At 62.7% G+C, this 19,464-nt stretch carries 20 protein-coding genes, 1 tRNA gene and 1 other RNA gene; 9 read left to right on the top strand and 13 right to left on the bottom strand.

Features of this window, described 5'->3' with window-relative positions:
* Positions 1–60 precede the first annotated feature (60 nt).
* From hisD to ffs, 4 genes are all read left to right on the top strand, one after another.
* Positions 61–1,368 carry a histidinol dehydrogenase gene (gene hisD / locus ACP59X_RS12260; protein ID WP_428558638.1) on the top strand — a complete coding sequence of 436 codons (1,308 nt, stop codon included), beginning with the start codon at positions 61–63 and terminating at the stop codon, positions 1,366–1,368.
* Positions 1,369–1,383: 15 nt separating this feature from the next.
* Entirely contained in the window at positions 1,384–2,277 is an 894-nt protein-coding gene (locus tag ACP59X_RS12255) for a phosphoribosylaminoimidazolesuccinocarboxamide synthase (RefSeq protein ID WP_428558636.1), read from the top strand.
* A gap of 56 nt (positions 2,278–2,333) precedes the next feature.
* Positions 2,334–2,423, top strand: a tRNA-Ser gene (locus tag ACP59X_RS12250).
* A gap of 8 nt (positions 2,424–2,431) precedes the next feature.
* Positions 2,432–2,527: signal recognition particle sRNA small type (gene ffs, locus ACP59X_RS12245), an RNA gene on the top strand.
* Positions 2,528–2,812: 285 nt separating this feature from the next.
* Here ffs and ACP59X_RS12240 read toward each other — a convergent pair.
* From ACP59X_RS12240 to ACP59X_RS12220, 5 genes are all read right to left on the bottom strand, one after another.
* Positions 2,813–3,412: a phosphoribosyltransferase gene (locus tag ACP59X_RS12240; protein ID WP_428558634.1), complete on the bottom strand. Its 600-nt coding sequence runs from the start codon at positions 3,410–3,412 to the stop codon at positions 2,813–2,815.
* Between the two features lie 66 nt (positions 3,413–3,478).
* On the bottom strand, positions 3,479–4,501 hold the full coding sequence (locus ACP59X_RS12235) for an aldo/keto reductase (protein ID WP_428558631.1): 1,023 nt from the start codon (positions 4,499–4,501) through the stop codon (positions 3,479–3,481).
* A 12-nt stretch (positions 4,502–4,513) separates the two neighbouring features.
* Positions 4,514–5,797 carry an MFS transporter gene (locus ACP59X_RS12230; RefSeq protein ID WP_428558629.1) on the bottom strand — a complete coding sequence of 428 codons (1,284 nt, stop codon included), beginning with the start codon at positions 5,795–5,797 and terminating at the stop codon, positions 4,514–4,516.
* Between the two features lie 123 nt (positions 5,798–5,920).
* Positions 5,921–6,409 carry a MarR family winged helix-turn-helix transcriptional regulator gene (locus ACP59X_RS12225; RefSeq protein ID WP_428558627.1) on the bottom strand — a complete coding sequence of 163 codons (489 nt, stop codon included), beginning with the start codon at positions 6,407–6,409 and terminating at the stop codon, positions 5,921–5,923.
* A 70-nt stretch (positions 6,410–6,479) separates the two neighbouring features.
* Positions 6,480–8,315 (bottom strand): alkaline phosphatase family protein, encoded by a 1,836-nt coding sequence (locus ACP59X_RS12220; RefSeq protein WP_428558625.1) that lies wholly within the window; start codon positions 8,313–8,315, stop codon positions 6,480–6,482.
* Positions 8,316–8,734: 419 nt separating this feature from the next.
* Between ACP59X_RS12220 and ACP59X_RS12215 the strand changes: the two genes are divergently transcribed.
* From ACP59X_RS12215 to ACP59X_RS12205, 3 genes are all read left to right on the top strand, one after another.
* Positions 8,735–9,001 (top strand): hypothetical protein, encoded by a 267-nt coding sequence (locus ACP59X_RS12215; RefSeq protein ID WP_428558623.1) that lies wholly within the window; start codon positions 8,735–8,737, stop codon positions 8,999–9,001.
* Positions 9,002–9,681: 680 nt separating this feature from the next.
* Positions 9,682–12,882 carry a hypothetical protein gene (locus ACP59X_RS12210; RefSeq protein WP_428558621.1) on the top strand — a complete coding sequence of 1,067 codons (3,201 nt, stop codon included), beginning with the start codon at positions 9,682–9,684 and terminating at the stop codon, positions 12,880–12,882.
* 619 nt (positions 12,883–13,501) lie between these two features.
* Positions 13,502–14,695: a hypothetical protein gene (locus ACP59X_RS12205; RefSeq protein WP_428558619.1), complete on the top strand. Its 1,194-nt coding sequence runs from the start codon at positions 13,502–13,504 to the stop codon at positions 14,693–14,695.
* 110 nt (positions 14,696–14,805) lie between these two features.
* Here the strand turns inward: ACP59X_RS12205 and ACP59X_RS12200 are convergent, their stop codons facing one another.
* From ACP59X_RS12200 to ACP59X_RS12165, 8 genes are all read right to left on the bottom strand, one after another.
* Positions 14,806–15,330, bottom strand: a complete 525-nt coding sequence (locus tag ACP59X_RS12200) for a hypothetical protein (RefSeq protein WP_428558616.1) — start codon at positions 15,328–15,330, stop codon at positions 14,806–14,808.
* Between the two features lie 86 nt (positions 15,331–15,416).
* Complete coding sequence (locus ACP59X_RS12195) at positions 15,417–15,734, bottom strand: hypothetical protein (RefSeq protein ID WP_428558614.1); 318 nt, start codon at positions 15,732–15,734, stop codon at positions 15,417–15,419.
* A 25-nt stretch (positions 15,735–15,759) separates the two neighbouring features.
* Positions 15,760–15,924 carry a hypothetical protein gene (locus ACP59X_RS12190; RefSeq protein ID WP_428558612.1) on the bottom strand — a complete coding sequence of 55 codons (165 nt, stop codon included), beginning with the start codon at positions 15,922–15,924 and terminating at the stop codon, positions 15,760–15,762.
* Between the two features lie 9 nt (positions 15,925–15,933).
* Complete coding sequence (locus ACP59X_RS12185; protein WP_428558609.1) at positions 15,934–16,551, bottom strand: hypothetical protein; 618 nt, start codon at positions 16,549–16,551, stop codon at positions 15,934–15,936.
* 2 nt (positions 16,552–16,553) lie between these two features.
* On the bottom strand, positions 16,554–16,814 hold the full coding sequence (locus ACP59X_RS12180; protein ID WP_428558607.1) for a hypothetical protein: 261 nt from the start codon (positions 16,812–16,814) through the stop codon (positions 16,554–16,556).
* 151 nt (positions 16,815–16,965) lie between these two features.
* A complete protein-coding gene (locus ACP59X_RS12175; RefSeq protein ID WP_428558604.1) occupies positions 16,966–17,415 on the bottom strand; it encodes a phage regulatory CII family protein in 450 nt (149 codons plus the stop codon).
* A gap of 94 nt (positions 17,416–17,509) precedes the next feature.
* Entirely contained in the window at positions 17,510–17,755 is a 246-nt protein-coding gene (locus ACP59X_RS12170; RefSeq protein ID WP_428558602.1) for a hypothetical protein, read from the bottom strand.
* Between the two features lie 68 nt (positions 17,756–17,823).
* Positions 17,824–18,009: a hypothetical protein gene (locus ACP59X_RS12165; RefSeq protein WP_428558600.1), complete on the bottom strand. Its 186-nt coding sequence runs from the start codon at positions 18,007–18,009 to the stop codon at positions 17,824–17,826.
* A 270-nt stretch (positions 18,010–18,279) separates the two neighbouring features.
* On the opposite strand from ACP59X_RS12165, the gene ACP59X_RS12160 reads away from it, so the two are divergent.
* Positions 18,280–18,795 carry a helix-turn-helix domain-containing protein gene (locus ACP59X_RS12160; RefSeq protein WP_428558598.1) on the top strand — a complete coding sequence of 172 codons (516 nt, stop codon included), beginning with the start codon at positions 18,280–18,282 and terminating at the stop codon, positions 18,793–18,795.
* Between the two features lie 207 nt (positions 18,796–19,002).
* Positions 19,003–19,455 carry a hypothetical protein gene (locus tag ACP59X_RS12155; RefSeq protein ID WP_428558596.1) on the top strand — a complete coding sequence of 151 codons (453 nt, stop codon included), beginning with the start codon at positions 19,003–19,005 and terminating at the stop codon, positions 19,453–19,455.
* Positions 19,456–19,464 lie beyond the last annotated feature (9 nt).

Below are 19,464 nucleotides of genomic sequence, written 5' to 3'. Positions count from 1 at the left end.
CGCTAGGCTCGATCGCTTTCACACATTACCCTGGACCTTGCCTTCCAAAGGATATTCCGTATGCCCTGCCCCAGTTTCACGGTCAAAGGCCCGGAGGATTTCGGGCCTGTCCGCGCCTTGCTCGACAGCCGCGAAGAGGCCGCCGGCGATGCGGCCGAAAAAGTCGCCCGCATCCTGGCCGACGTGGCGAAGCGCGGCGACGAGGCCCTGGTGGAATTCACCAGCCGCTTCGACTGCGCCACCTTCGACGCCGCCTGCATCCGGGTCGCGCCCGAGGACATCGCCAAGGGCCTGGCCGCCATTCCCGCCTCCGACGCGGCCATCATCGCCGAGGCGGCGGACAACATCCGCGCCTTCCACGCCGCCCAGAAGGAACGGTCCTGGTGGATGCCGGCGGCCGACGGCACCATGCTCGGCCAGATCGTCAGCCCGGTGGACGCGGCCGGCTGCTACGTGCCCGGCGGGCGCGGCGGCGAAACGCCGCTTATTTCCAGCCTGCTCATGAACGCCATCCCGGCGCAGGTGGCCGGCGTGCCGCGCATCGTGGCCGTCTCCCCGCCGCGCGCCGACGGCACCCTCAATCCCTATATCCTGGCCGCCGCCGCCATCTGCGGCATCGACGAAATCCACCGCGTGGGTAGCGCCTGGGCCGTGGCCGCCCTGGCCTACGGCACGGCCTCCATCAAGCCCGTGGACGTCATCGCCGGGCCGGGCAACATCTACGTGACCACGGCCAAGCGGCTGCTCATCGGCAAGGTCGGCATCGACATGATCGCCGGCCCCAGCGAGATCGCCATCCTGGCCGACGCCAGCGCTAACCCCGAGTGGCTGGCCGCCGACATGCTGTCCCAGGCCGAGCACGACCCCATGGCCGCGGCCATCTGCGTCTCCACCGACGCGGCGCTCCTGCAGGAGGTCTGCCGGGCCCTGGCCCGCCAGTTGGCCGACCTGCCGCGCAACGAGATCGCCGCCGCCGCGCTCGGCAAATTCGGCGCCCTGGTGTCCGTGCCGGACCTCGAGGTCGGCATGGACCTCATAAACGCCATCGCCCCGGAGCATTTCGAGCTGTGCCTGGCCGATCCCTGGGGCGTGGTCGGCAAGGTGCGCCATGCCGGCGCGGTGTTTCTGGGCCACCACTGCCCGGAGCCGGTGGGCGATTATTTCGCCGGCCCCAACCACGTGCTGCCAACCATGGGCACGGCCCGGTTCTCCTCGGCCCTGTCCGTGAGCACCTTCACCAAGAAAACCAGCCTCATTGCCGCCGCGCCGGGCTATGTGACCGCCCACGGCGCGAAAATCGCCCGCCTGGCCCGGCTCGAAAACCTGGAAGCCCACGCCCGCAGCGTGGAATGCCGGCTCAAATCCTAGGAAAAGGACCCGACCATGACCGCCGTGACCGAAACCGATATCAAGGCCTATCCCCTGCGCTCGCGCGGCAAGGTCCGCGACATCTACGAGCTGTCCCCGCAGAGCCTATTAATCGTCACCACCGACCGCATCTCGGCCTATGACGTGATCATGCCCGACCCCATTCCCCAAAAGGGCGTGATCCTCAACCAGATCACACTCTTTTGGATGGACATGTTCAAGGACATGATCCCCAACCATTTGCTGGCCACGGACGTGGCCGACTTCCCGGCCGGCCTGGCGCCCTACGCCGGGATGCTGGCCGGCCGGGCTGTTGTGGCCAAAAAGGGCAAGCCGCTGCCCATCGAGTGCATCGTGCGCGGCTTCATCACCGGCTCGGGGCTTGCGGACTACAAGGCCACGGGGACGGTCTGCGGCCATGTCCTGCCGGCCGGCCTGGTCGAGGCCGACATCCTGCCCGAGCCGCTGTTTACCCCCTCGACCAAGGCCGAGCTCGGCGCCCACGACGAGAACATCAGCCTGGCAAAAGCCAAGGACCTCATCGGCAAGGAGCTGTGCGACAAGGTCGAGGCGGTAAGCCTCGCCATGTACGCCAAGGCCCGGGACTACGCCCGGTCGCGCGGCATCGTCATCGCCGACACGAAATTCGAGTTCGGCCTGACCGACGACGGCCTCATGCTCATCGACGAGGTGCTCACCCCGGATTCCTCGCGCTTCTGGCCGGCCGCCGGCTACGCTCCAGGGCATGTCCAGCCGAGCTTCGACAAGCAGTACCTGCGCGACTGGCTGACCTCGGTCGGGTTTGCCAAGCAGCCGCCGGCGCCGCGCCTGCCCGAGGAGGTCGTGGCCAAGACCCGGGAGAAATACCTGGCGGCCTACGAAGTGCTCACCGGGAAAAAATTGTCCTGACCGGCGGATTTTGCTTGCCAGGTCCAAGAGCTTGGGATAGGTAGACGAGCTCTTGCGGAGAGGTGTCCGAGCGGCCGAAGGAGTACGATTGGAAATCGTATGTACCTTGACGGGTACCGAGGGTTCAAATCCCTCCCTCTCCGCCAGCAAGATTTTGGGGAAGTCGGACGGCGGTTTCGCCGCCAACCCCGTCAGGTCCGAAAGGAAGCAGCGGTAACGGTTGGAGCCGGGTGCCCGGCTTCCCTTGAAAGCGCGAGGCAACTCGCGCTTTTTTTATGCCCGGCCGGTCCTGGCGCCTGCCGCCGCCCGGCGCCGGCTTGCCCGCCCGGGGGCTTTCCCGCCGTCCGTCGTCGCCGCTGACACAACGCCCACGCCTGACTTCCGCCGCCGCTTCATGTCCGGGCGCCTCACCGGTGCGCGGCCTCGCAGGACCAAAGGCACAGCGTCGCTGCCACCTGGGCGCGATCCCCGAGTGTCCCTGGAGGGGGTCCCTTGGCCGCCGGAGGCTTCCCCCCATCTCCCCCCACCCCTCTCCCTACCGTTTCAGGTACTCCAGCTCCGTGCCGGCCAGGGCCACGGCCTCCCCGGTCAGGTAGCCGGCCTCGATGCCGTGGCGCAGCAACGCCTCAAGGGTCAGCGGCGCGGCCACGGGCAGGGGGAAATCCGCCCGGCGCGATCGCGGCCGCTTGTCCACGAAGACGAAAAGCGAAACCTCCCCGGCCCCGTGCTCGCCATAGGCCCGGGCGGCGGCCAGGGCCGTGCCGCCGGAGGTCAGCACGTCGTCGAGGAGGATCGTGGGCAGGGAGGAAACCTGGCCGAAGACCCGGCCGGCCAGGCCCTTTTCCGTCTCGTCGGGCCGGAAAAGGAGCAGCGGCAGGCCGAAGCGCGCGGCAAAGGCCCCGGCCAGGACCGGCGACAGCAGGCTGGCCGCCGCGGCCACGGTGACGGCCGCCTCCCCGAGATGGCGCCCGAACAGGTCGCCGCACAGGCGCAGGCCGTCCGGGGCGCACAGGAAATGGCGCAGCGACACGTAGACGTGGCTTTGCCGGCCCGACTTGAGGGTGACGGGCTGTTGCGAGACGGTCACGGCGCCGGCTTGCCACAGCGCCCGGCACAGGCGTTTTTCCAGGGGCATGGCCTTTCTCCCGGTCTTGGCGTTGGGGCCGGGAAGGCGGGCAGAGGCCCCCTTCCCGGCCCGTGGTCACTGGGCGGCCTTGTGGCTGTCGTACAGGTCGAGGTGCTCGCGCAGCATCTCCGGAATCGGCAGGTTGTACGGGCAGCGCGTGGCGCATTCGCCGCAGTCGACGCAGTTTCGCACCGACTCCATGGTCGTCGCGGCGAACTGGACCGCTTTGGCCGGGGACATGCGCCTGGCCACCACCTTGTACATCATGGCGTAGGTGATGCTCACGCCTTGCGGGCAGGGCTGGCAGTATTCGCAGCGCCGGCAAAAGCGCGAACCGAGTTCGTCGCGGTAGGCTTGCGCCTTGGCCTCGTCGGCCTCGGTCCAGTCCGCCTCGGCGGCAAAGACGTCCACGGCCAGGTCCACCTGCTGCGGCGTGTCGCAGCCGGGCAGCACCAGCAGGCCCGGGTCCCGGCGCAGGAAGCGCAGGGCCAGCCCGCCGTCGTCGAGCATGCCGCCGGCAAAGGGCTTCATGACCAAAATCCCCAGGCCGGCCGCCCTGGCCTCGGGGAAAAGGGCCTCGGCCGCCTCGGTCTCGACGATGTTATAGGGGAACTGAACGGTGGCGAAACGCCCGGTGGCCACGAGTTTGCGGGCCATGGGCAGGCTGTGGGAAGTGACGCCGACATGGCGGATCTTGCCCTGGTCCCGGGCGGCCTCCAGGGCGTCCATGACCCCGCCCGGGGCGAACAGCGCCTCGAACTCCTCGGGCTTGGACACCTGGTGGGGCTGGTAGAGGTCGATAGAGTCGGTTTTAAGGCGCGCAAGGCTCAGTTCCAGCTCTTCCATGGCCGCCTTGGCCGTGCGCTGGCCGGTCTTGGTGGCGATGACCACCTTGTGGCGCAGGCCGGCAAAGGCCCGGCCCATCTTCTCTTCGCTGTCCACGTAGCGGTTGGCGGTGTCGAAAAAGGTGATCCCCCTGTCCACGGCGTGGCGCAACACGGTTTGCGCCTCGTCAAAATCCAGGCGGATGATGGGAATGCCGCCGAAGCCGACGGCCGAGACCATGATGCCGGTCGATCCCAAGGGCACAAGACGCATGCGGGCTCTCCTTCAGGAGGCGCGGGCCGACGGTGGGATGTCGCCCGCGGGAAGGGTTGCGGCCAATACCCCCACGCCCAGGCCGCACACGGCACCGCACACGGCCAGGGTCGCCGGCGCGCCGATCAGGCTCGCCAGGCCGCCGGCCAGAAGCGAACCGAACGGCGCCATGCCGACCAGGGTGATCGCATACAGCGCCATGACCCGCCCCCGCAAGGCGTCGGGGCTGCGCAGCTGCAACGAGGTGTTGGCAGCGGCGAAAAACAGGATCAGGAAAAATCCCAGCACCGGGGACAGGCACAAGGACAGCCAAAAGGCCCGGGACAAGGCGAAGGCGGTCAGGGTCGCCCCGAAGCCCATCCCGGCCAGCACCCGTATCCGGCCAAGCCCCCGGCTTTGCGGCCGCACGGCCAGGGTCAGGGCGGCGACCACGCTGCCCACGCCCGCGGCCGCGGTGAGAAAGCCCAGCCCCTGCGCGCCGTGGCCCAGCACGGCGTCGGTCATGACCGGCAACAGGATCATGAACGAGGCACCGAAAAGGCTGGCCAGGCACAGCGAGGCCAGGATGCCGCGCATGGCCCTGTCCTGCCAGGCATGGCGCAGGCCTTCGAAAATATGGGCGCCCATGGGCTCCTCGGCCCGGCATCCCGTGGCGGGCGGCAGGCGCATGCACAAAAGGCTCGCGATGACGGCCAGGTAGCTTATGGCGTTGAGCAGGAAGCAGACCCCCTCGCCAACGGCGGCCACCAGCAGGCCGGCCAGGGCCGGCCCCAGGACCCGGGCGCTGTTGAACATGGAGGAATTGAGCGCGATGGCGTTGTGCAGGTCCTCCTTGCCCACCATCTCCACGACAAAAGCCTGGCGGGTGGGCATGTCCACGGCGTTGACCACGCCAAGGACCATGGCCAGGGCGCCGACCAGCCAGACCGTGGCCGCGCCGCTGAGCGTCAGGGCGGCCAGGGCGAAGGCTTGCAGCATGGCCGCGACCTGCGTGGTCACCAGCAGCCAGCGCTTGTCGCGGCGGTCGGCCAGGCAGCCGCCCCAAAGGCCCAGCACGAAGACCGGCAGATGGGTGACGAAGCCCACGGCGCCCAGGGCCAGGGACGAGCCCGTGAGCCGGTAGACCAGCCAGGACACGGCCACGGACTGCATCCAGGTGCCGACGAGGGAGATGAACTGGCCGGCGAAAAAAAGCCGGAAATTGCGGTGGCGAAACGAACGGACAAGCAGGGAATAGGAACGGCGCGCCTGCGGGCCGTTTCCAAGAGTCGAGCCTTGCGGCCCATGGTGCTCCATGACGCAACATATCCTTCTACAGACGCCACAAAGGCGCGTTCGGCCCCGTGTCGGGCAGGGGCCGACCTGTGGGAGGGTTTTGCCCCTGCGCGCGGGAGCCGCGTTGGTATCGGCAACGCGCCTCTAGGCTTCGAGCGGCTCCGGTACGACGTTCGCCTGGGCCGCGGCAGCGGCCGGGACAAACACGAACAGATCGCGCAACAGCCCCAGGCTGGCCGTGACCGTGACGATGTCTTCCGGCCGCAGGCGAGCCAGCTTGGTGGCGAAGGCGGACTGCACCGCCTCCCTGGCCTTGGCCAGCACGGCCGCCCCGTCCTCGGTCAGAAAAAGCCGCACGCGTCGACGATCCCCGGGGTCGGGCTGGCGGTCGATGAAACTCCGAAAGGCCAGCGCGTCCACGAGCTTGGACATGGACGGCAGGGATACGCCAATGTATTCGGCCAGATCGGTGAGGTTCGAGCCGGGGTTGTGCCGCAGGAAGGCCAGGCTTCGCAGTTCGGGAACGCGCAGGTCCGGGGAGCTGTGGCTGCGCATGGTCCGCCGCAGGTCCTGCATGACCAGCGGCATGACCTCCAGGAGTTCGCGGGCGCACGCATCCAGTGTGTCGGCCATGGCTGTACCCTTTCAAACAGTTAGTTTTAGAAACTATAAGGCTCGTTGGCCCGTGGTCAAGACACGACGGCTAAAATATCCGTGACAATGCCTCGTCCATTCCCGGTTGCGGCGAAAGGCCGAGGGCAGCGCACACCGTGGCCGCGAGCCGCGTCTGGGCCACCCCCTGGTCGGGCACTGCGTAAGGGATATCAGCAAAAAGTGTGCCCGGAACAAAGGAGGCGTCGACGCAGTGGTCACCGGACCACTTCTGCCTGTTGTCCGCGAAAATTTCCGAACCGGTGCCGCCGATGACCGAGGCCCAGGCCAGCCGGTACGGCGGGCGCAAGCCGACCACCAGGTCCGGGGCCTCGCCCAGGCGTTCCCCGGCGTACAGCGCGCTCGCGCGGTACACGGCGGCCACGGCCGGCCGGCCGTCGTCGGTTTGGGCCGCCAGGCGGGCGGCGATGGCGTCGGCCAGTTCCCGGGCCGGCGCCCCGGCCGGTACGATCCCCTGGGGTTCCCGCCCGGCCCTATTAAGGTAGATGGAGCCGAAGCCCAGGGCGTAGGCCTGGGTGCGCGACCAGTCCACATGCTTGAAAAGCTCGCCGGGATCGGCCGGGTCGTGGGGGCGCACGGCCAGGTAGCCGGCCTGGGCCAGCCAGGCGTTGAGGTGCACGGAGCGGGTGTAGGAACAAAAGCCGTGGTCGGAACACACGAACAGGGCCGTGTCCTGGCCGGCCGCCTCCATGGCCAGCCCGACCACGGCATCCATGCGCGCCAGGTGGTCTTCGATGACCGGCCCCAGCCGCTTGGCCGCGGCCGGGTCGTAGAGCGGGTGCGCGGGGTCGTGCAGGCGCCAGAAGCAGTGCTGGATGCGGTCCGAGGTGTCGAAGACGACCGCAAGCAGCCCTTCCCGGAACCGGCCCAGTTCATGGGCCAGCATCTTTTCCCGCTCGACGGTGACGTCGTGGCAAAACGACAGAAAGGCCTCGTCCGTGACCACGCCGTCGGTGAGCCCCTTGGTTTCCTCGGGCATGCCCAGGGTGCTGTAGGGGCCGCCCAGGCCGGCGGCCAGTTCCCCGGCGAAGCCCAGCGGCGAGGCGATGGGCAGGGACGGCGCCTCGGGGTCGACCTGGACCGGGCCGCAGTACAGGGACAACGGCTCCAGGCTTTCCAGGAAAAACCGGGTCAGTCCGGAAACAACCTTGCCCTGGCCCAGGTCGAAGGCCAGGCGCACATAGGGCGACCATTCCCCGGGGCCGAGGTTTCCGGTGACGCCGCCCAGGGCATAGCCCAGCCGGCCGCCGTCCCGGGTCAGGACCAGGGAGGCCAGGGCCGGCGTGCGCTTGCCCGCGACCACGGTCAAGGGGCCCTCCACGGCCGTCACGGCCCGGCCGTCCTCAAGGCGCACGGCAACGGCCTTGCCGCGCCCACCGTCCCGGGCCGGCTGCTCGGCATACACGACATAGTTGCCCAGCCGCCCCTTGATGTCCGGCGCGCCAAGGCCGGCCAGGACCCTGGCCCCGGCGAAGGCCGGCGGGTAGGTCACGGGCCAGCGCACGGCCGTCACGGGCAGCCCGGCCCGGGCGGCCACGTCGAAGAAGGTGGGCGTGTCATAGGCCGGGCCGGGAAGGCCGCCCTTGCCCGGGCGGGTCAGGGACAGGCGCGGCAGGTAGGTGCCCGGGTCGCGCACGATGAAGTCGAAGACGCCATGGCGGCCGGGATTGGTGCCGGTGGCCAGGCAGGTCCAGGCCACCGGGCTCTGGGCCGGATTGGCCGTGAGCAGCTGGCCGAACACGCCCCTGTCCGCCAGCCTGGCCAGATGGGGAAGCCGCCCGCTTGCCATCAAGGCGCGACAAAGGCCCGGGTCCAAGCCGTCGATGCCGACGACGATCGCTTTGCGGAATGTGCGGGGAAGCGCCATGGGAAAACGGTCCATCGGGTTACGGTATCATTGGGGGAGACGACGTCCTGGTTCATAGGTAACGTAAAAAAATTTGTCTGCCCAGAGCGGCTCGGGCTCTGGCCAGGGCAGCGTTGGGACTGCCAACGTCGTGTCCCGGGCAGGCGGCGAATCGTACGAAACGCTGCGGAAGTTGGTTGTCGCCGCACACGCGCACAACAGCGTCTGTCCCGATACGATTTGGACAAGAGTGTCTGTAACATGTTTTTTTTACACATCATCAGGCAGATAGTTAGACGAAGAAAAAGTAAATATAATATCAAGATTGAAACAAAACCAAACAAAAAAGATAATTGACGAGCGAGCCACTTGTGGTGCAGTATAACAATGTGGCGTGTGGTATTATTTCCCCGAACAACAAAAACCAACGGAGCGGCACAATGAAATTCTTTTTCTGCGCTTTAGGCTTAGTTCTTTCTTTGGCTATTTCCGGTACGTCATTTGCCGGATCCGACGATGCGAAATGGGTAGCCAAGTGCATCAGTGACAACAAGGACGCCAAGGTCTCCATCGAGGTGATCACCAAATACTGTACGTGCATGAACAACAAGATGGACGACAACGAGACCTTGTCCATCACGCAGTGGGAAAAGAAGCATCCGGCCGAGATGGCGGCTTGCGACAAGGAATCCGGCTGGGACAAATAGCGGCGACATGCAATCATCCCCGGTCGTCCGGCGGGCCAGCACCTGGCCTGGCCGGGACGCGCCGGAGGCCGCCGCCGGCTTCGAGCGGCGGCGCATCTTGCCGTTCCAACGGGTTGTCTGGGGTTGCCTTTATGGGGCAGCCCCTTTGTTTTGCGTTTGTGGCGGGAGCTGGCCGTGGAGATCACCACAGAAGCCCATGGGGGTTATGCCGGGGCCAGGGAAGGACCCGCGGCCATTGGGGCGGTCAGGCGCTGATTGGTGACAACTGGTCGGCGCGTCACATTGACGGGGGGCGCGGGGGGACGGGTATGGCCCGCCGCAAGGTGGGGCTAGAGTGGGGCTAAATGGAAAGTCGGAGGAGACGAGAAAATTCTACTTTTCAGAACAACCTTTTTCGGGGGGATTACCAGCAGTCTCAGATCATTCATCATCTGTAAATCCAGGGCAATTTCACGAAAATAACATCATAACTGTTTAGTTTGAAGCGGAGCCCAAATACTTGTTGCAAGTAAACCGCCAGTCGAGTAATATTATTATATAGATTTAACGCTCTAATATGATTTATTTTTCTTTGGCTACCTTTGTGACGTGCTTTCTAATTGTGCTTGCCTCATGTATCTCTTCGCATTTGCTGCTTTTATACATATTTTCGCTGCATCTATGTCAAAGGAGCGTTGTAAATGTTTTTATTGTTCGCTTGTTTTAATATACTTTTTTTGCTTATAGCTCGTAGCATGTTAGCGTTGTCTGTTCTGGCTGGTTTGCTCATGGCCCAGGCGCTCCCGGTTCAGGCCGATACGGCTTTGCTTGTTAGCCGTTTTGCCCCAGGGCATTCGACACAATTCGCTTATGCAGCCTTTTCTTCACCACATTATGTCGCAGTTAACGCCTCTGGAAACATCTCTCTCTCGGATAGAGAAAACCACCGTATCCAGAAGGGGCAGTCCGCAACACCCACCGCAACCATCACCGGTCTGCCAACCTCGCCCACGAACCAGGCCAGCGCCACATTGACCGTGGGCGGAGAGGGAGTGACGACCTACACATGGAAGCTTGACAACGGGGCCTGGAGCGCCGAACTGCCCGTGGCTCAGGCGATTCCGTTGCCCGCGCCTTTGCCCGATGGTGCGCATACCATTGCTGTCCTTGGCTGTGGCAATGGTGTTTGCCAGGACGCCTCGGCGCCAACGAGTGCGGGTTGGACCGTAGACACGACCCCGCCCGAGACCCTGGTCAGCGGCGTCTCAACAGGCGCGACCAGCGCGAACGCCATAACCGTCCAGGTCGGCGGTGCCGATGTCCACTCCGTGACCTACGTCCTAGACGGCGGAGCGGCCACGGACGTGGCTGTGGGGTCGACCTTCGTCCTCTCCGGATTAGCCGAAGGGCCACACAGCTTGGTCATTCGAAGCATGGATGCGGCAGGCAACATCACCACCAAGACCTATGTTTTTTCGGTGAAAACCGAGGACGTGTTGTTGTTTTTCCCGGCCATGGTTTCCTCTCCCTGCGGCATGGGGGTCATCGGCGCCGCGCCCAGGTCCCTTGGCGACAAGCGGCGTCTTCTGGTCAGCGACAACGTCGCCGACCAGATCGCCGTCAATTCCAGGGGCTGTTTCGACTACTCCCGGGACGCCGGCGAAATCCAGCGGCTTTACGCCTATCTCCCCGCCGGCGACGGGCGCGGGGACGCCAGCGTCTATCAGGCCCTGGCCTTCCCGGGAGAAGACCGGGTTGTCTTGGACGCGTCCTCCACCGCTGGCGCGATCCTCGTTACCGCCCTGTCCGCGGACGACTATCTGTCCCCGACCCAGATCAAGCAACTGCTCGGGGACCTTTCCTCCATGGCCGAATTCAAGACCTTGGTCGCGACTATCCAGGCCGAACTGGAGAACGACATCCGTTTCTTCGAATGGAGAAGCTACGACTCCATTTCGCGAGCCTACAGCGACGCCGTCAGGCAGGCCTTTCTCGCTGCCAAATCCCACATGGACGCCACGTACAACGTGGCGGCCAAGGCCGCCAACATGGTCAAGAAGGGGATCGCCAAGAACGCCGCCTTGTCGAGCTCGGCGAACAACGTCAAGTTGGTCAAGGGTGATGCGCAAGGTCGCTACGAAGTTCTCAACCAGTCCGGGAACATCGCTGTTAACAACAAGACCATGTTTTACCTGAGCGCGAAGATATCCAGCTTAGCGGACGGCAATGTCGTACAGGACCATATCGACTCGCTTGTCGACGAGGACATGATCGAGCCGCCGTATACCGGCCTGTGGGACTTTTTGTGGGGCGATCACGAAAAAAAACACACCTTCACCGTGCCGCAATCCATCAACTCCCACATCCAGATCGGAACGCCCGGTTTTATGACCAGCATCGGCGGCGATCCCCTGGACGCGGCGGTCGCCAACCGGCTGCTGTGCGCCACGGTCCTCGACTACGGCCTGCTGGAGCTTGTGTCGAAGCTTCTGGGCGTGAAAATTTCCAAAGCCAACAAGGGACCCATTCTGGAGTTGGCCAACGAACTGTGGCCGCTCCTGGGGGACTTGATTGGCGCCATCCGCGCCGACGACTACACGTCCGCCCTGCGGAACATGATGATCATCGTCAACCGGCAACTCGTCGAGAAGGAATCGGCCCTTTACCGATGCCTGAGCGCCTATCTCTCCCCGCAAGTCCTGGCACGGCTCGGCATGAGGACCTTCCCCGTGCTTGCTGCCTTGCACGCGTGTTACGATGCATACAATGTTTCGACTACTTTTGTCTTCATGACCACCTTGTTGGGGGTCATCGCCGATTCTGCAGCATCAACCGAGTGGGAGGCACAGTGGCTTAGCAGCGTTTCTATCGAGCCGAATTTGATTGCGGAGCCAACGGGCGACGTGAACGTGACCATCGCTGGCCAGGGTTTTGAAGCTTATTTTGATTATTTTAATACTCAACAGCAATTGAGCATCGTCCTTAACAACGCTTCCGGACAAGCGGCCTATACGGTCCCGGCATCCGATATTGTCGTCGGAAGCAACTCAGCCTCCTTCACCCTGCCCTACAGCTTCCTGCAAGGCGCCAATGGCGTTTACAGCGTCGTGTGCACGGTTGGCGACCTGAGCGTCGGGGCAGGGGACATCCGGATCGACCAACCCAGTTGTTTCAATTTGTCAGATTTTCAGCCTACGAAAGTTTATTATACTGGAGACATTAACAACGGCTTTGAAGGTTTAGGTTCTTTATGTTTGCCATACAAAACATCCGATAAAGACAACCACTGTTTTGACGTTAGGACTCAATACAATGGTCAATGCGACACAAACAAGTTGTGGTATTTCATAAAACTGAAAGACAACAACGGACTCGTGATAAAAGAGGATGACGCAACCTTTGGCTATGTAAATTACATTAATTGTTTTATTCGCATTAGCGGCGAAGATATCAACAGTTATTCTGGAGACCTTACACTTGAGGTTACTCTTGCAGAAAGAGCTGGAGTAAAGTTTATACCAATCAATACTACCGATTTCACAATAAAAGAGAAGCATGGTATGCGGTATGTTTCACATGGTTTTGAATATTCTGGATCGATGAGTAGTTACTGGGTCTTTGTCGATTTGACAAATGGAGGATTTCACCCGAATGATGTTTCTTTTCAATACAACAAAAACTATACATGTATGGAACTTGACGAGAAAGGTAATACTATTTATGTCGATTACTCAGACATTGAAATTAATCCGTTTTTCCAAGAAGATGAAAGCTTTAGTTGTGACAATACCACTGTTCGCTTTCGTGGTTTAATTAGTATTCCATCTGAATATTACAAACTTTGCTATAATTTGAGTTTTAGCTCGATACATGTTTATGATGTTAAAACATCCGGAAAATAAATTTTCTTTCAGTATTGCTATAATATGGCGCGATTGCCAATGCTCCGCAATCTTCATACAATTTAGAAAATTTCTAATGGGTGAGGAGGATCTTCATGGCCAAGCTTTACAACGCTATGGACCTGATCTTCTGCCAGCGCCGAATCGGAACCGAAAAGGCCTGCTGAAAACGCCTGCTTGAATTGTGCTAGCCAGATGTTTTCGTTATCCTCGGTGCGGATGCCATGAAACCTACCATCTTGAAAATTATTTTCGTATCAGTGTGTTATTTGAAAGCTTCAGATTTCGCTTAACTGGTTGATCGTCCTCGATGTCGCGGCGCGAGGCTGAGATGCGGTGCATGATTCCAAAACGATTCCTTCCCTGGTTGCCGGCCCTTTGCCTGGCCTTTTCACCCCTCACGGCCCAGGGCGGTTCCTGGGCAACCATCTACGATCCCTGGTCGCCGTCGTATTTCCTGGATTCCCTGCATCAAGCCAACGGGACCGCGCAAAACGGACTGGGCCTCTTCGGTTTGTCCGGAACGGGATTTCAGATTCTCCGTCATGAAAACGGGACAGTTGCCATCAGCACGGCCAATCTTTCCATCGCTGGCTCCCCCGGCTTCTGGGGCGGCCTCTTGACCACCAATGCCTCCAATTTTTTCAGCCTGGCCCGCTCATCGGACGACGCGCTCTATTTGGCCTACACCGTGCCCAGCCTCGACAGCGGCTACAACGTCCTATCCACGGCCCTGCGCGTGGCCCGTCTGGACGGATCGTCATGGACCGCCGTGGGGCCGGACAGCATAGCCCCCTCGGGCTTCGGCGACCACAGCGCCCTGGTCCACCTCGGATTCCTGGCCAACGACGTTCCCATGCTCCTTTGGACCTACAAGTCCTCGGACTGCGAAAACCTTTTCGCCGCGCGCTGGGACGGTTCGACGTGGCAACCCATGGGTCCGGGAGCCATGAACGAAGGCGGCGGCATCGCCGGGTCGTCAGTGCTCGACCCGGTCCTGGCCGTGGGTCCGGACGGCCTGCCCGTGGCCGTGTATTGCGATTTTTCCGTGGCCACGAATCCCGAGATCCGGGCCTTGCGCTGGGACGGCACAAGCTGGTCGCCCCTGGGCGGCGACCAGGGCAACATCAGCCAAAGCGCCAATTTCTCCATCCAACCCACGGCCGCCTACGACGACTCAGGGACGCTTCACGTGGCCTGGGCGGAATTCATCGGCGTCCAGGACTACCCGGCGGGTTGGTGGATCAAGCGACAAACGCACGGCTCGGGCATGACCCACGCCGACGGGCTCGACGCGGTCCTCGGCAACCTCGTGGCCCCTGCCGATGCCTCCGGAAACCCTCTCGACGCCTCCACCAGTTGGAGCCAGGGACAATGGCGCCTGAGGATGAAAAAATACCAAGGCGGCGCCTGGGTGGCCGAAACCACGCCCGACCCGGACTACGGTTTCCTCGTCACCGGCCAGGTCACCTCGGCGCACATGCTCTCGCCCCGCCTAGCCGCGTTGCCTGGCGGCCGCCTGGCCCTGGGCTGGGAAACCTGGCGCATAACCGGCACGTTTCCTTTCGAGACGTTTGTCGTATTCCCCAACACCGTCCATCTCATGTACCGCCAGGAAGATGCCTGGAAGGAAATCCGGTCCGGGGACGCCACCGCGGGCTTGCCCGTCAGCGGCTCGCAACGCTTGCGCGAGGTCTGCCCCCTGGACGGCGGAACCGTCGGCGTGGCTCACACCAGGGGCGTCCTCCGTTCTACCTCCCTGTCGGCGCCACACCCCAGTCCGACTCTCGGCATCCTGCTCCTGTATCGGTAACGTCCCTGCCCGACGCTTTCCTTGAGGGAAACGTCGGGGTGGATACCAAGCGAGAGTGTCTTTTCCTTTCCTTAAAGTCCCTCCCTTCGTCGGGTCTACCGTAGACCGATTTACGGCAAGCACTCTTTCGGCATCCCCATGGCGACCAATTCCATTCGACGATTTGCCGGCAGCGGCTCCCGGCCGCTCACCAACCACTTCCCCGGCGCGGACTTATGCACGCCCATACGCTCGGCCAGCCTGGTTAATGTCAGGCCCTCGCTGCGCAGCCACAGCCTGAGCCGCTGTTCCCTTGGCAGCATCGACCAGTCCGTCGGCAGGGCCAGGCCACGGGGACGTCTCGATGGAATCACGAACCGGCCGTCGCGCCACAGCACACGGCCAACACCTACCAGCTGCTGGATCGTGCGCGGGTTCTCCCCCGGAGGCACTTCGAGTTGCAACCTGAGCAAGGCGTCGAAGTGCGCGGCGTATTCGTAGCACCGCTTCCGGATCTCCCGCCGCACGTGATTCTCGAAGAGCAACCGGATCTCGCCCTCCACCAGGGAAACGCGCGCACCCTTTAACCGCAGCACTGCCAACGGATCGGTCAATCCCGTGCGCGCTCTCCCGTAGGTGATCTTGGGCGTCAGCATGTCGCGCCTCCGATCAAGCCGTGGACAGCCTGGTCGCTACCGTTGCGGCGTCCTGGCCAGCGCCGTGCGCGGCTTCTGACAGCGGATCACAATTCATGACCGGCTTCATAGCGATTCTCCTCGCGTCTTGCAAAGCAGCTGAAATCCCAAACCGGCCGCCTGGCCCAGCACAACCGGACGCCCGCGACGCCGTCGTAAAACGTCGGCAACGGCCGGAAGAATCGGCAGGACGCGCACGGCGCACCCCTGCCGGAAACATCCGCGGCCTTGGACTCGGGCACCGGCGGCGCCGGCTGGGGCAAGGCACGGTCCTCCTCCTCCAAAACCGCCTCATCCTCGCAGGGAATGGCGAAAATGTTCTGTTCGGGCGAGGCGTCAACCCCTTCCCGGGCCTGGTCGACCACCGCCCGGATCCTGTCCACCGCTGCATCAACCGCCGCCTGCTCGCCGGGGATTGTGGTTGAGCGCCGCGTCCGGATCGCGCCCCAAGGCCATGCGGATGCCCGTGGACGCGCCCCCGCCGCCGGCGAAACTGTCGATGATGAGCTCGCGGCCGGATGGCCCGCCGCTGCCGCCGCACATGTCGAGCATCATGCCGCCTCCCTATTCGCTCGCTGCGCCGCAGGCGCGTACCTTTTCGGGTTTCCAGCCTTCGGTTTCGATCCATTCGGTCTCCACCGCCTCGTAGAGGCGTTCCGCCTCGGCGCGCAGCGCCTCCGGGAACCCTTCCGGGAACGCGAACCGGCAACCCGACAACGTCACGCCGGCGGACGCATACCTCTCGAGGAATGCCGCCAGCGCCAACGTCGCCGCCGTTTCCACCACCTCCCCCAGGAATCCCCCCGCCCCCCGCAACAAGAGCAATCCAGACGTTGAAGGTCCCGGCGTCCCCGAAACGGCAACACAATCCGCCGGCTTTTTGACGGACGGCAGCGTGAACACGGGCGGAAGGCCTGCCTCGATCCAGGCGCGCAGGTCCACGCCGGCCTTGCCCCCGTAGCAGGCCGGACAGGTCAGGCGGTAGCCCGGGTATTCCGGGGCCACGCGCCAGCCGGCCGCGATATAGTCCGCCGCCGTGGCCAGGGCGGGGTCGCCCGGACGGTGGCAGTGTTGGCACTGGACCCAGTGGTGATGCAAACGGACTTCGGTCGTCTTCCGTCGAAAATGATCCATGACGGCTTCCATATCCGCGAAATCGTCGATGATCGGCCAGACATCCATGGCTAATCCCTCCCTCGCCGCTTGAGCTGCGCCAGCGGCACGGGTTGCTTGATGCCGGCGCAGCGGGCGGCAAAGCCGGCCTCGGTCCAGACGATGGCCATGATCCAGGTGGCCAGGCGGCCGCGCCAGGGCGACGGCGCGCTGACCCGGTCGCGGGGCGCGAACGGCAGGGCCCCGGGCAGCGGCTCGCGGGCGACCGGTCCGCCACGGCCGGCGCGGGAGGACGCCGGCCGCGACAGTCCGGGGCTCTTGAGGGGATTCAAGCCCGTCGGGACGCCTTTTCGGGGGATCGGCGCCCCGCCAGGGGCCGGGAGGGTCCGTTCCCGGCCACCGGCCGACGCGGACGCGGGGAGGGTTCCGCGCGCGCCGGGGTTGGTGACAGCCCCCTGGCGGGATGTCGATAGGGCGTCCATGTCAGGCGTCCTCGAGGGCCTTGCCGAAGGCGACGAGCGCGGCCACGGCCTCATAGATTTCCTTGCGCACGTCCTGTTTGTCCTTGGTGCTGATGTCGCCGTCGCCCGAGGCGGCGAGGTAGGCTTCCATGACGTCCCCGACCTCCTTGACGGTCTGGATGGCTTGCCGCGACAGCGGATCGGCGCCCTTGGCCACGCGCGGCAGGTCGATGAACACGCCGTCCAGGCGCGCCGCCAGGTAATGCACCGGGCGCTTGGAGCCGGTTTGGAGCATGAGCGGCAGCAGCAGGTCCACAGACACCTTGTGGCCGGGCTGGCCCTTGAGCTCGCCCATGAGCGTCACGTAGGGTTTGCCCACGTTGGTGGCGATCTCCTTGGGCTTGCGGCCGCTGGGGGCGTCGAGCACGTCCTCGTGAAGCACTTCGCTTAACAGGTCGAAATCACGCGCCATTTCAGATTTCTCCTTCCACTATCTGATAGACGATATCGCACGGGGCCAGCATAAAAAAAACCATGGGCCGCCTCGCGCCGCCCGCCCGCCCGGGCTAGGCGGCTTGCGCGTCGGCCTGGTCGGGCTGGCCGGTTTTGGGTTTGGGGCCTCTTTTCTGCAAAACGGCCGGCACGGGCAGCAGGTCGGAGGGAATGCCTCGCGAGATAAGCCATTCGATATGTTCACGCTTGGCCCGGCGGCCCGAAAGCACGTCACCCATGGCACCCGGGGAAATCCCCCGCTGCATGGCCAGGGCCTTCACTTCGATGCCCGCCTCCAGGAGGAAAACCTTCAGCCGCACTTGACGGTCGCTTAATTTGTTGCGTACCTGTTCGCTTAAACAGTTCATCGAAAAACCTCTTGATGTTGTTACCGGAGATCCAAGGGGTTGGCACGGATGAATACGAGGACCGCTTTTTCGACGAACCCCTCGAGGAAGCCTGCCTTGCGAAGCGCCAGGGCAAGATCCATGAGGCCGAAGGAAAGCGGCAGCCACGTCTCGCCGCCCTTGGGCCGTTCGTCCTTTTTCGTGGTGCACGCCAGGCGCAGGCCCATGAGCTTTACGTGTTCCGGACCCGGGGGATCGTCCCGCTTCGGGTCGAGGATGCCGGGACCGGAAGCTTCACGGAGGATGCGAAGCCAGGTTGGACACCGGGAGGGGTCGTAGCTTGTGAAGAGCGGCAGGCTATGGGTCGGACGGAATCGACGGGAACGGCGGGACATGGTGTTTTCCCCTTGGTAAGGTGGCGCGGCAAGCCGGGCGGGCACGGGCCGCGTTGTCATTCGCTTGATTTTGGTCTTATTTGAAAAAAGCGTAGAAGGTCAATGAAAAAAGCGAAGCAAGCCGCAAAAAATACATCATCACCCGAAAAACGTCCGGAATTGATAGATTTTTCAGAACGTTTACGGGTAGTTATCGAGCACTTAAAAATTGAAAAGAAAAACTTTGCTCAAGCTGGAGGGATAACGGCTCAGTCGCTTAGTGGCTATCTCGCGGCTATCCGTGAGCCAGGAGCCAGCAGTCTGGCCGGTTGGATTCACACTTACAACTTGGACATCAACTGGCTCCTCACGGGCCAAGGGGAGATGATCCGGTCACCATCACCTTCTTCCGTACAAGTCGAACCATTGCCAGAGAAAGTGCGGATTATGCGTGAATACGTCTCAATGATGAAAGAATTACACGCAACAGATGAGGACATAAAAAAAGGGCTTAATGCCTACATGGGCGTATCCGAGAACAAAGACAAAAGCACTTATGGCAACACCGAGCCTCCATCTTCTTCTGGGCCTTCTCGAATCCATGAGGGCCAGGGCGAATTTGGGAAAAAAGATTATTAAAAAAACAACCAGAGAATGACTATGTGCCCAACTAACAAGTCGCTAACCATTCTGAAAAAACTAATTTCCCAAACACGTTCAAAGCGACTTGATTCTTTTCTGGCGACCTTTGAAAACGGATATGCAACGGGATGGGCTTTCCCTTTACCTGTAGCATTCCAGGATGCGATAGACATCCGCTATACTCCGAGGACGGAAAACAAGGTAATGGAGTACTTTTGGACGCAAGGTAGCCGTTTCGAATTTCGCGAAGGCTACATGGTCTATGATACGCCCAAGGCATACCTTCCCTGGGACCAAGCCTTGCGGCATATCAACACGGCCTTTCAAATCACCAAATCGAGCCCGGCCATCCCGGCGACAAACGAGCCCCGAAAATGGGACAAGCGCCCAGACGATGCCGTGATAAAAGCCCACATCCGGTCGTTCGGCCAAAACTACGTGTCACATACCGAGGAGACGAAGCGAAACGGCAACTTCATCTTGCGCGTCCAAACCAAACGGTTCGCTGGTTACCTCGAGGTCGCGAGAATGATACCCGACCAGAGCAAGACATCCCTCATCGTCAAAGACGCTTTCCCCATTTCCCAGGACAACTTCGTGGAGTGGCTTATAACCGGCACCGACCCCTTACTGCGCAAACAGGGACAACTCCCCTAAGGAGGCTAG

This window comes from Solidesulfovibrio sp. DCME, assembly GCF_049995385.1.
GTDB lineage: Bacteria > Desulfobacterota > Desulfovibrionia > Desulfovibrionales > Desulfovibrionaceae > Solidesulfovibrio.
Note: the sequence above shows the minus strand (reverse complement) of the source record. Positions and strands in the feature narration are given on the sequence as shown.

What these genes read in the sequence shown, in the direction of transcription:
- ACP59X_RS12225 (WP_428558627.1), bottom strand. Translation starts at nt 6,409, where the DNA reads ATGGCCGACACACTGGATGCGTGCGCCCGCGAACTCCTGGAGGTCATG.
- ACP59X_RS12210 (WP_428558621.1), top strand. Translation starts at nt 9,682, where the DNA reads ATGTTTTTATTGTTCGCTTGTTTTAATATACTTTTTTTGCTTATAGCT.
- hisD (WP_428558638.1), top strand. Translation starts at nt 61, where the DNA reads ATGCCCTGCCCCAGTTTCACGGTCAAAGGCCCGGAGGATTTCGGGCCT.
- ACP59X_RS12235 (WP_428558631.1), bottom strand. Translation starts at nt 4,501, where the DNA reads ATGCGTCTTGTGCCCTTGGGATCGACCGGCATCATGGTCTCGGCCGTC.
- ACP59X_RS12185 (WP_428558609.1), bottom strand. Translation starts at nt 16,551, where the DNA reads ATGGATGTCTGGCCGATCATCGACGATTTCGCGGATATGGAAGCCGTC.
- ACP59X_RS12175 (WP_428558604.1), bottom strand. Translation starts at nt 17,415, where the DNA reads ATGGCGCGTGATTTCGACCTGTTAAGCGAAGTGCTTCACGAGGACGTG.
- ACP59X_RS12160 (WP_428558598.1), top strand. Translation starts at nt 18,280, where the DNA reads ATGAAAAAAGCGAAGCAAGCCGCAAAAAATACATCATCACCCGAAAAA.
- ACP59X_RS12200 (WP_428558616.1), bottom strand. Translation starts at nt 15,330, where the DNA reads ATGCTGACGCCCAAGATCACCTACGGGAGAGCGCGCACGGGATTGACC.
- ACP59X_RS12220 (WP_428558625.1), bottom strand. Translation starts at nt 8,315, where the DNA reads ATGGCGCTTCCCCGCACATTCCGCAAAGCGATCGTCGTCGGCATCGAC.
- ACP59X_RS12230 (WP_428558629.1), bottom strand. Translation starts at nt 5,797, where the DNA reads ATGGAGCACCATGGGCCGCAAGGCTCGACTCTTGGAAACGGCCCGCAG.
- ACP59X_RS12190 (WP_428558612.1), bottom strand. Translation starts at nt 15,924, where the DNA reads ATGATGCTCGACATGTGCGGCGGCAGCGGCGGGCCATCCGGCCGCGAG.
- ACP59X_RS12165 (WP_428558600.1), bottom strand. Translation starts at nt 18,009, where the DNA reads ATGGGCCTGCGCCTGGCGTGCACCACGAAAAAGGACGAACGGCCCAAG.
- ACP59X_RS12155 (WP_428558596.1), top strand. Translation starts at nt 19,003, where the DNA reads ATGGAGTACTTTTGGACGCAAGGTAGCCGTTTCGAATTTCGCGAAGGC.
- ACP59X_RS12240 (WP_428558634.1), bottom strand. Translation starts at nt 3,412, where the DNA reads ATGCCCCTGGAAAAACGCCTGTGCCGGGCGCTGTGGCAAGCCGGCGCC.
- ACP59X_RS12215 (WP_428558623.1), top strand. Translation starts at nt 8,735, where the DNA reads ATGAAATTCTTTTTCTGCGCTTTAGGCTTAGTTCTTTCTTTGGCTATT.
- ACP59X_RS12255 (WP_428558636.1), top strand. Translation starts at nt 1,384, where the DNA reads ATGACCGCCGTGACCGAAACCGATATCAAGGCCTATCCCCTGCGCTCG.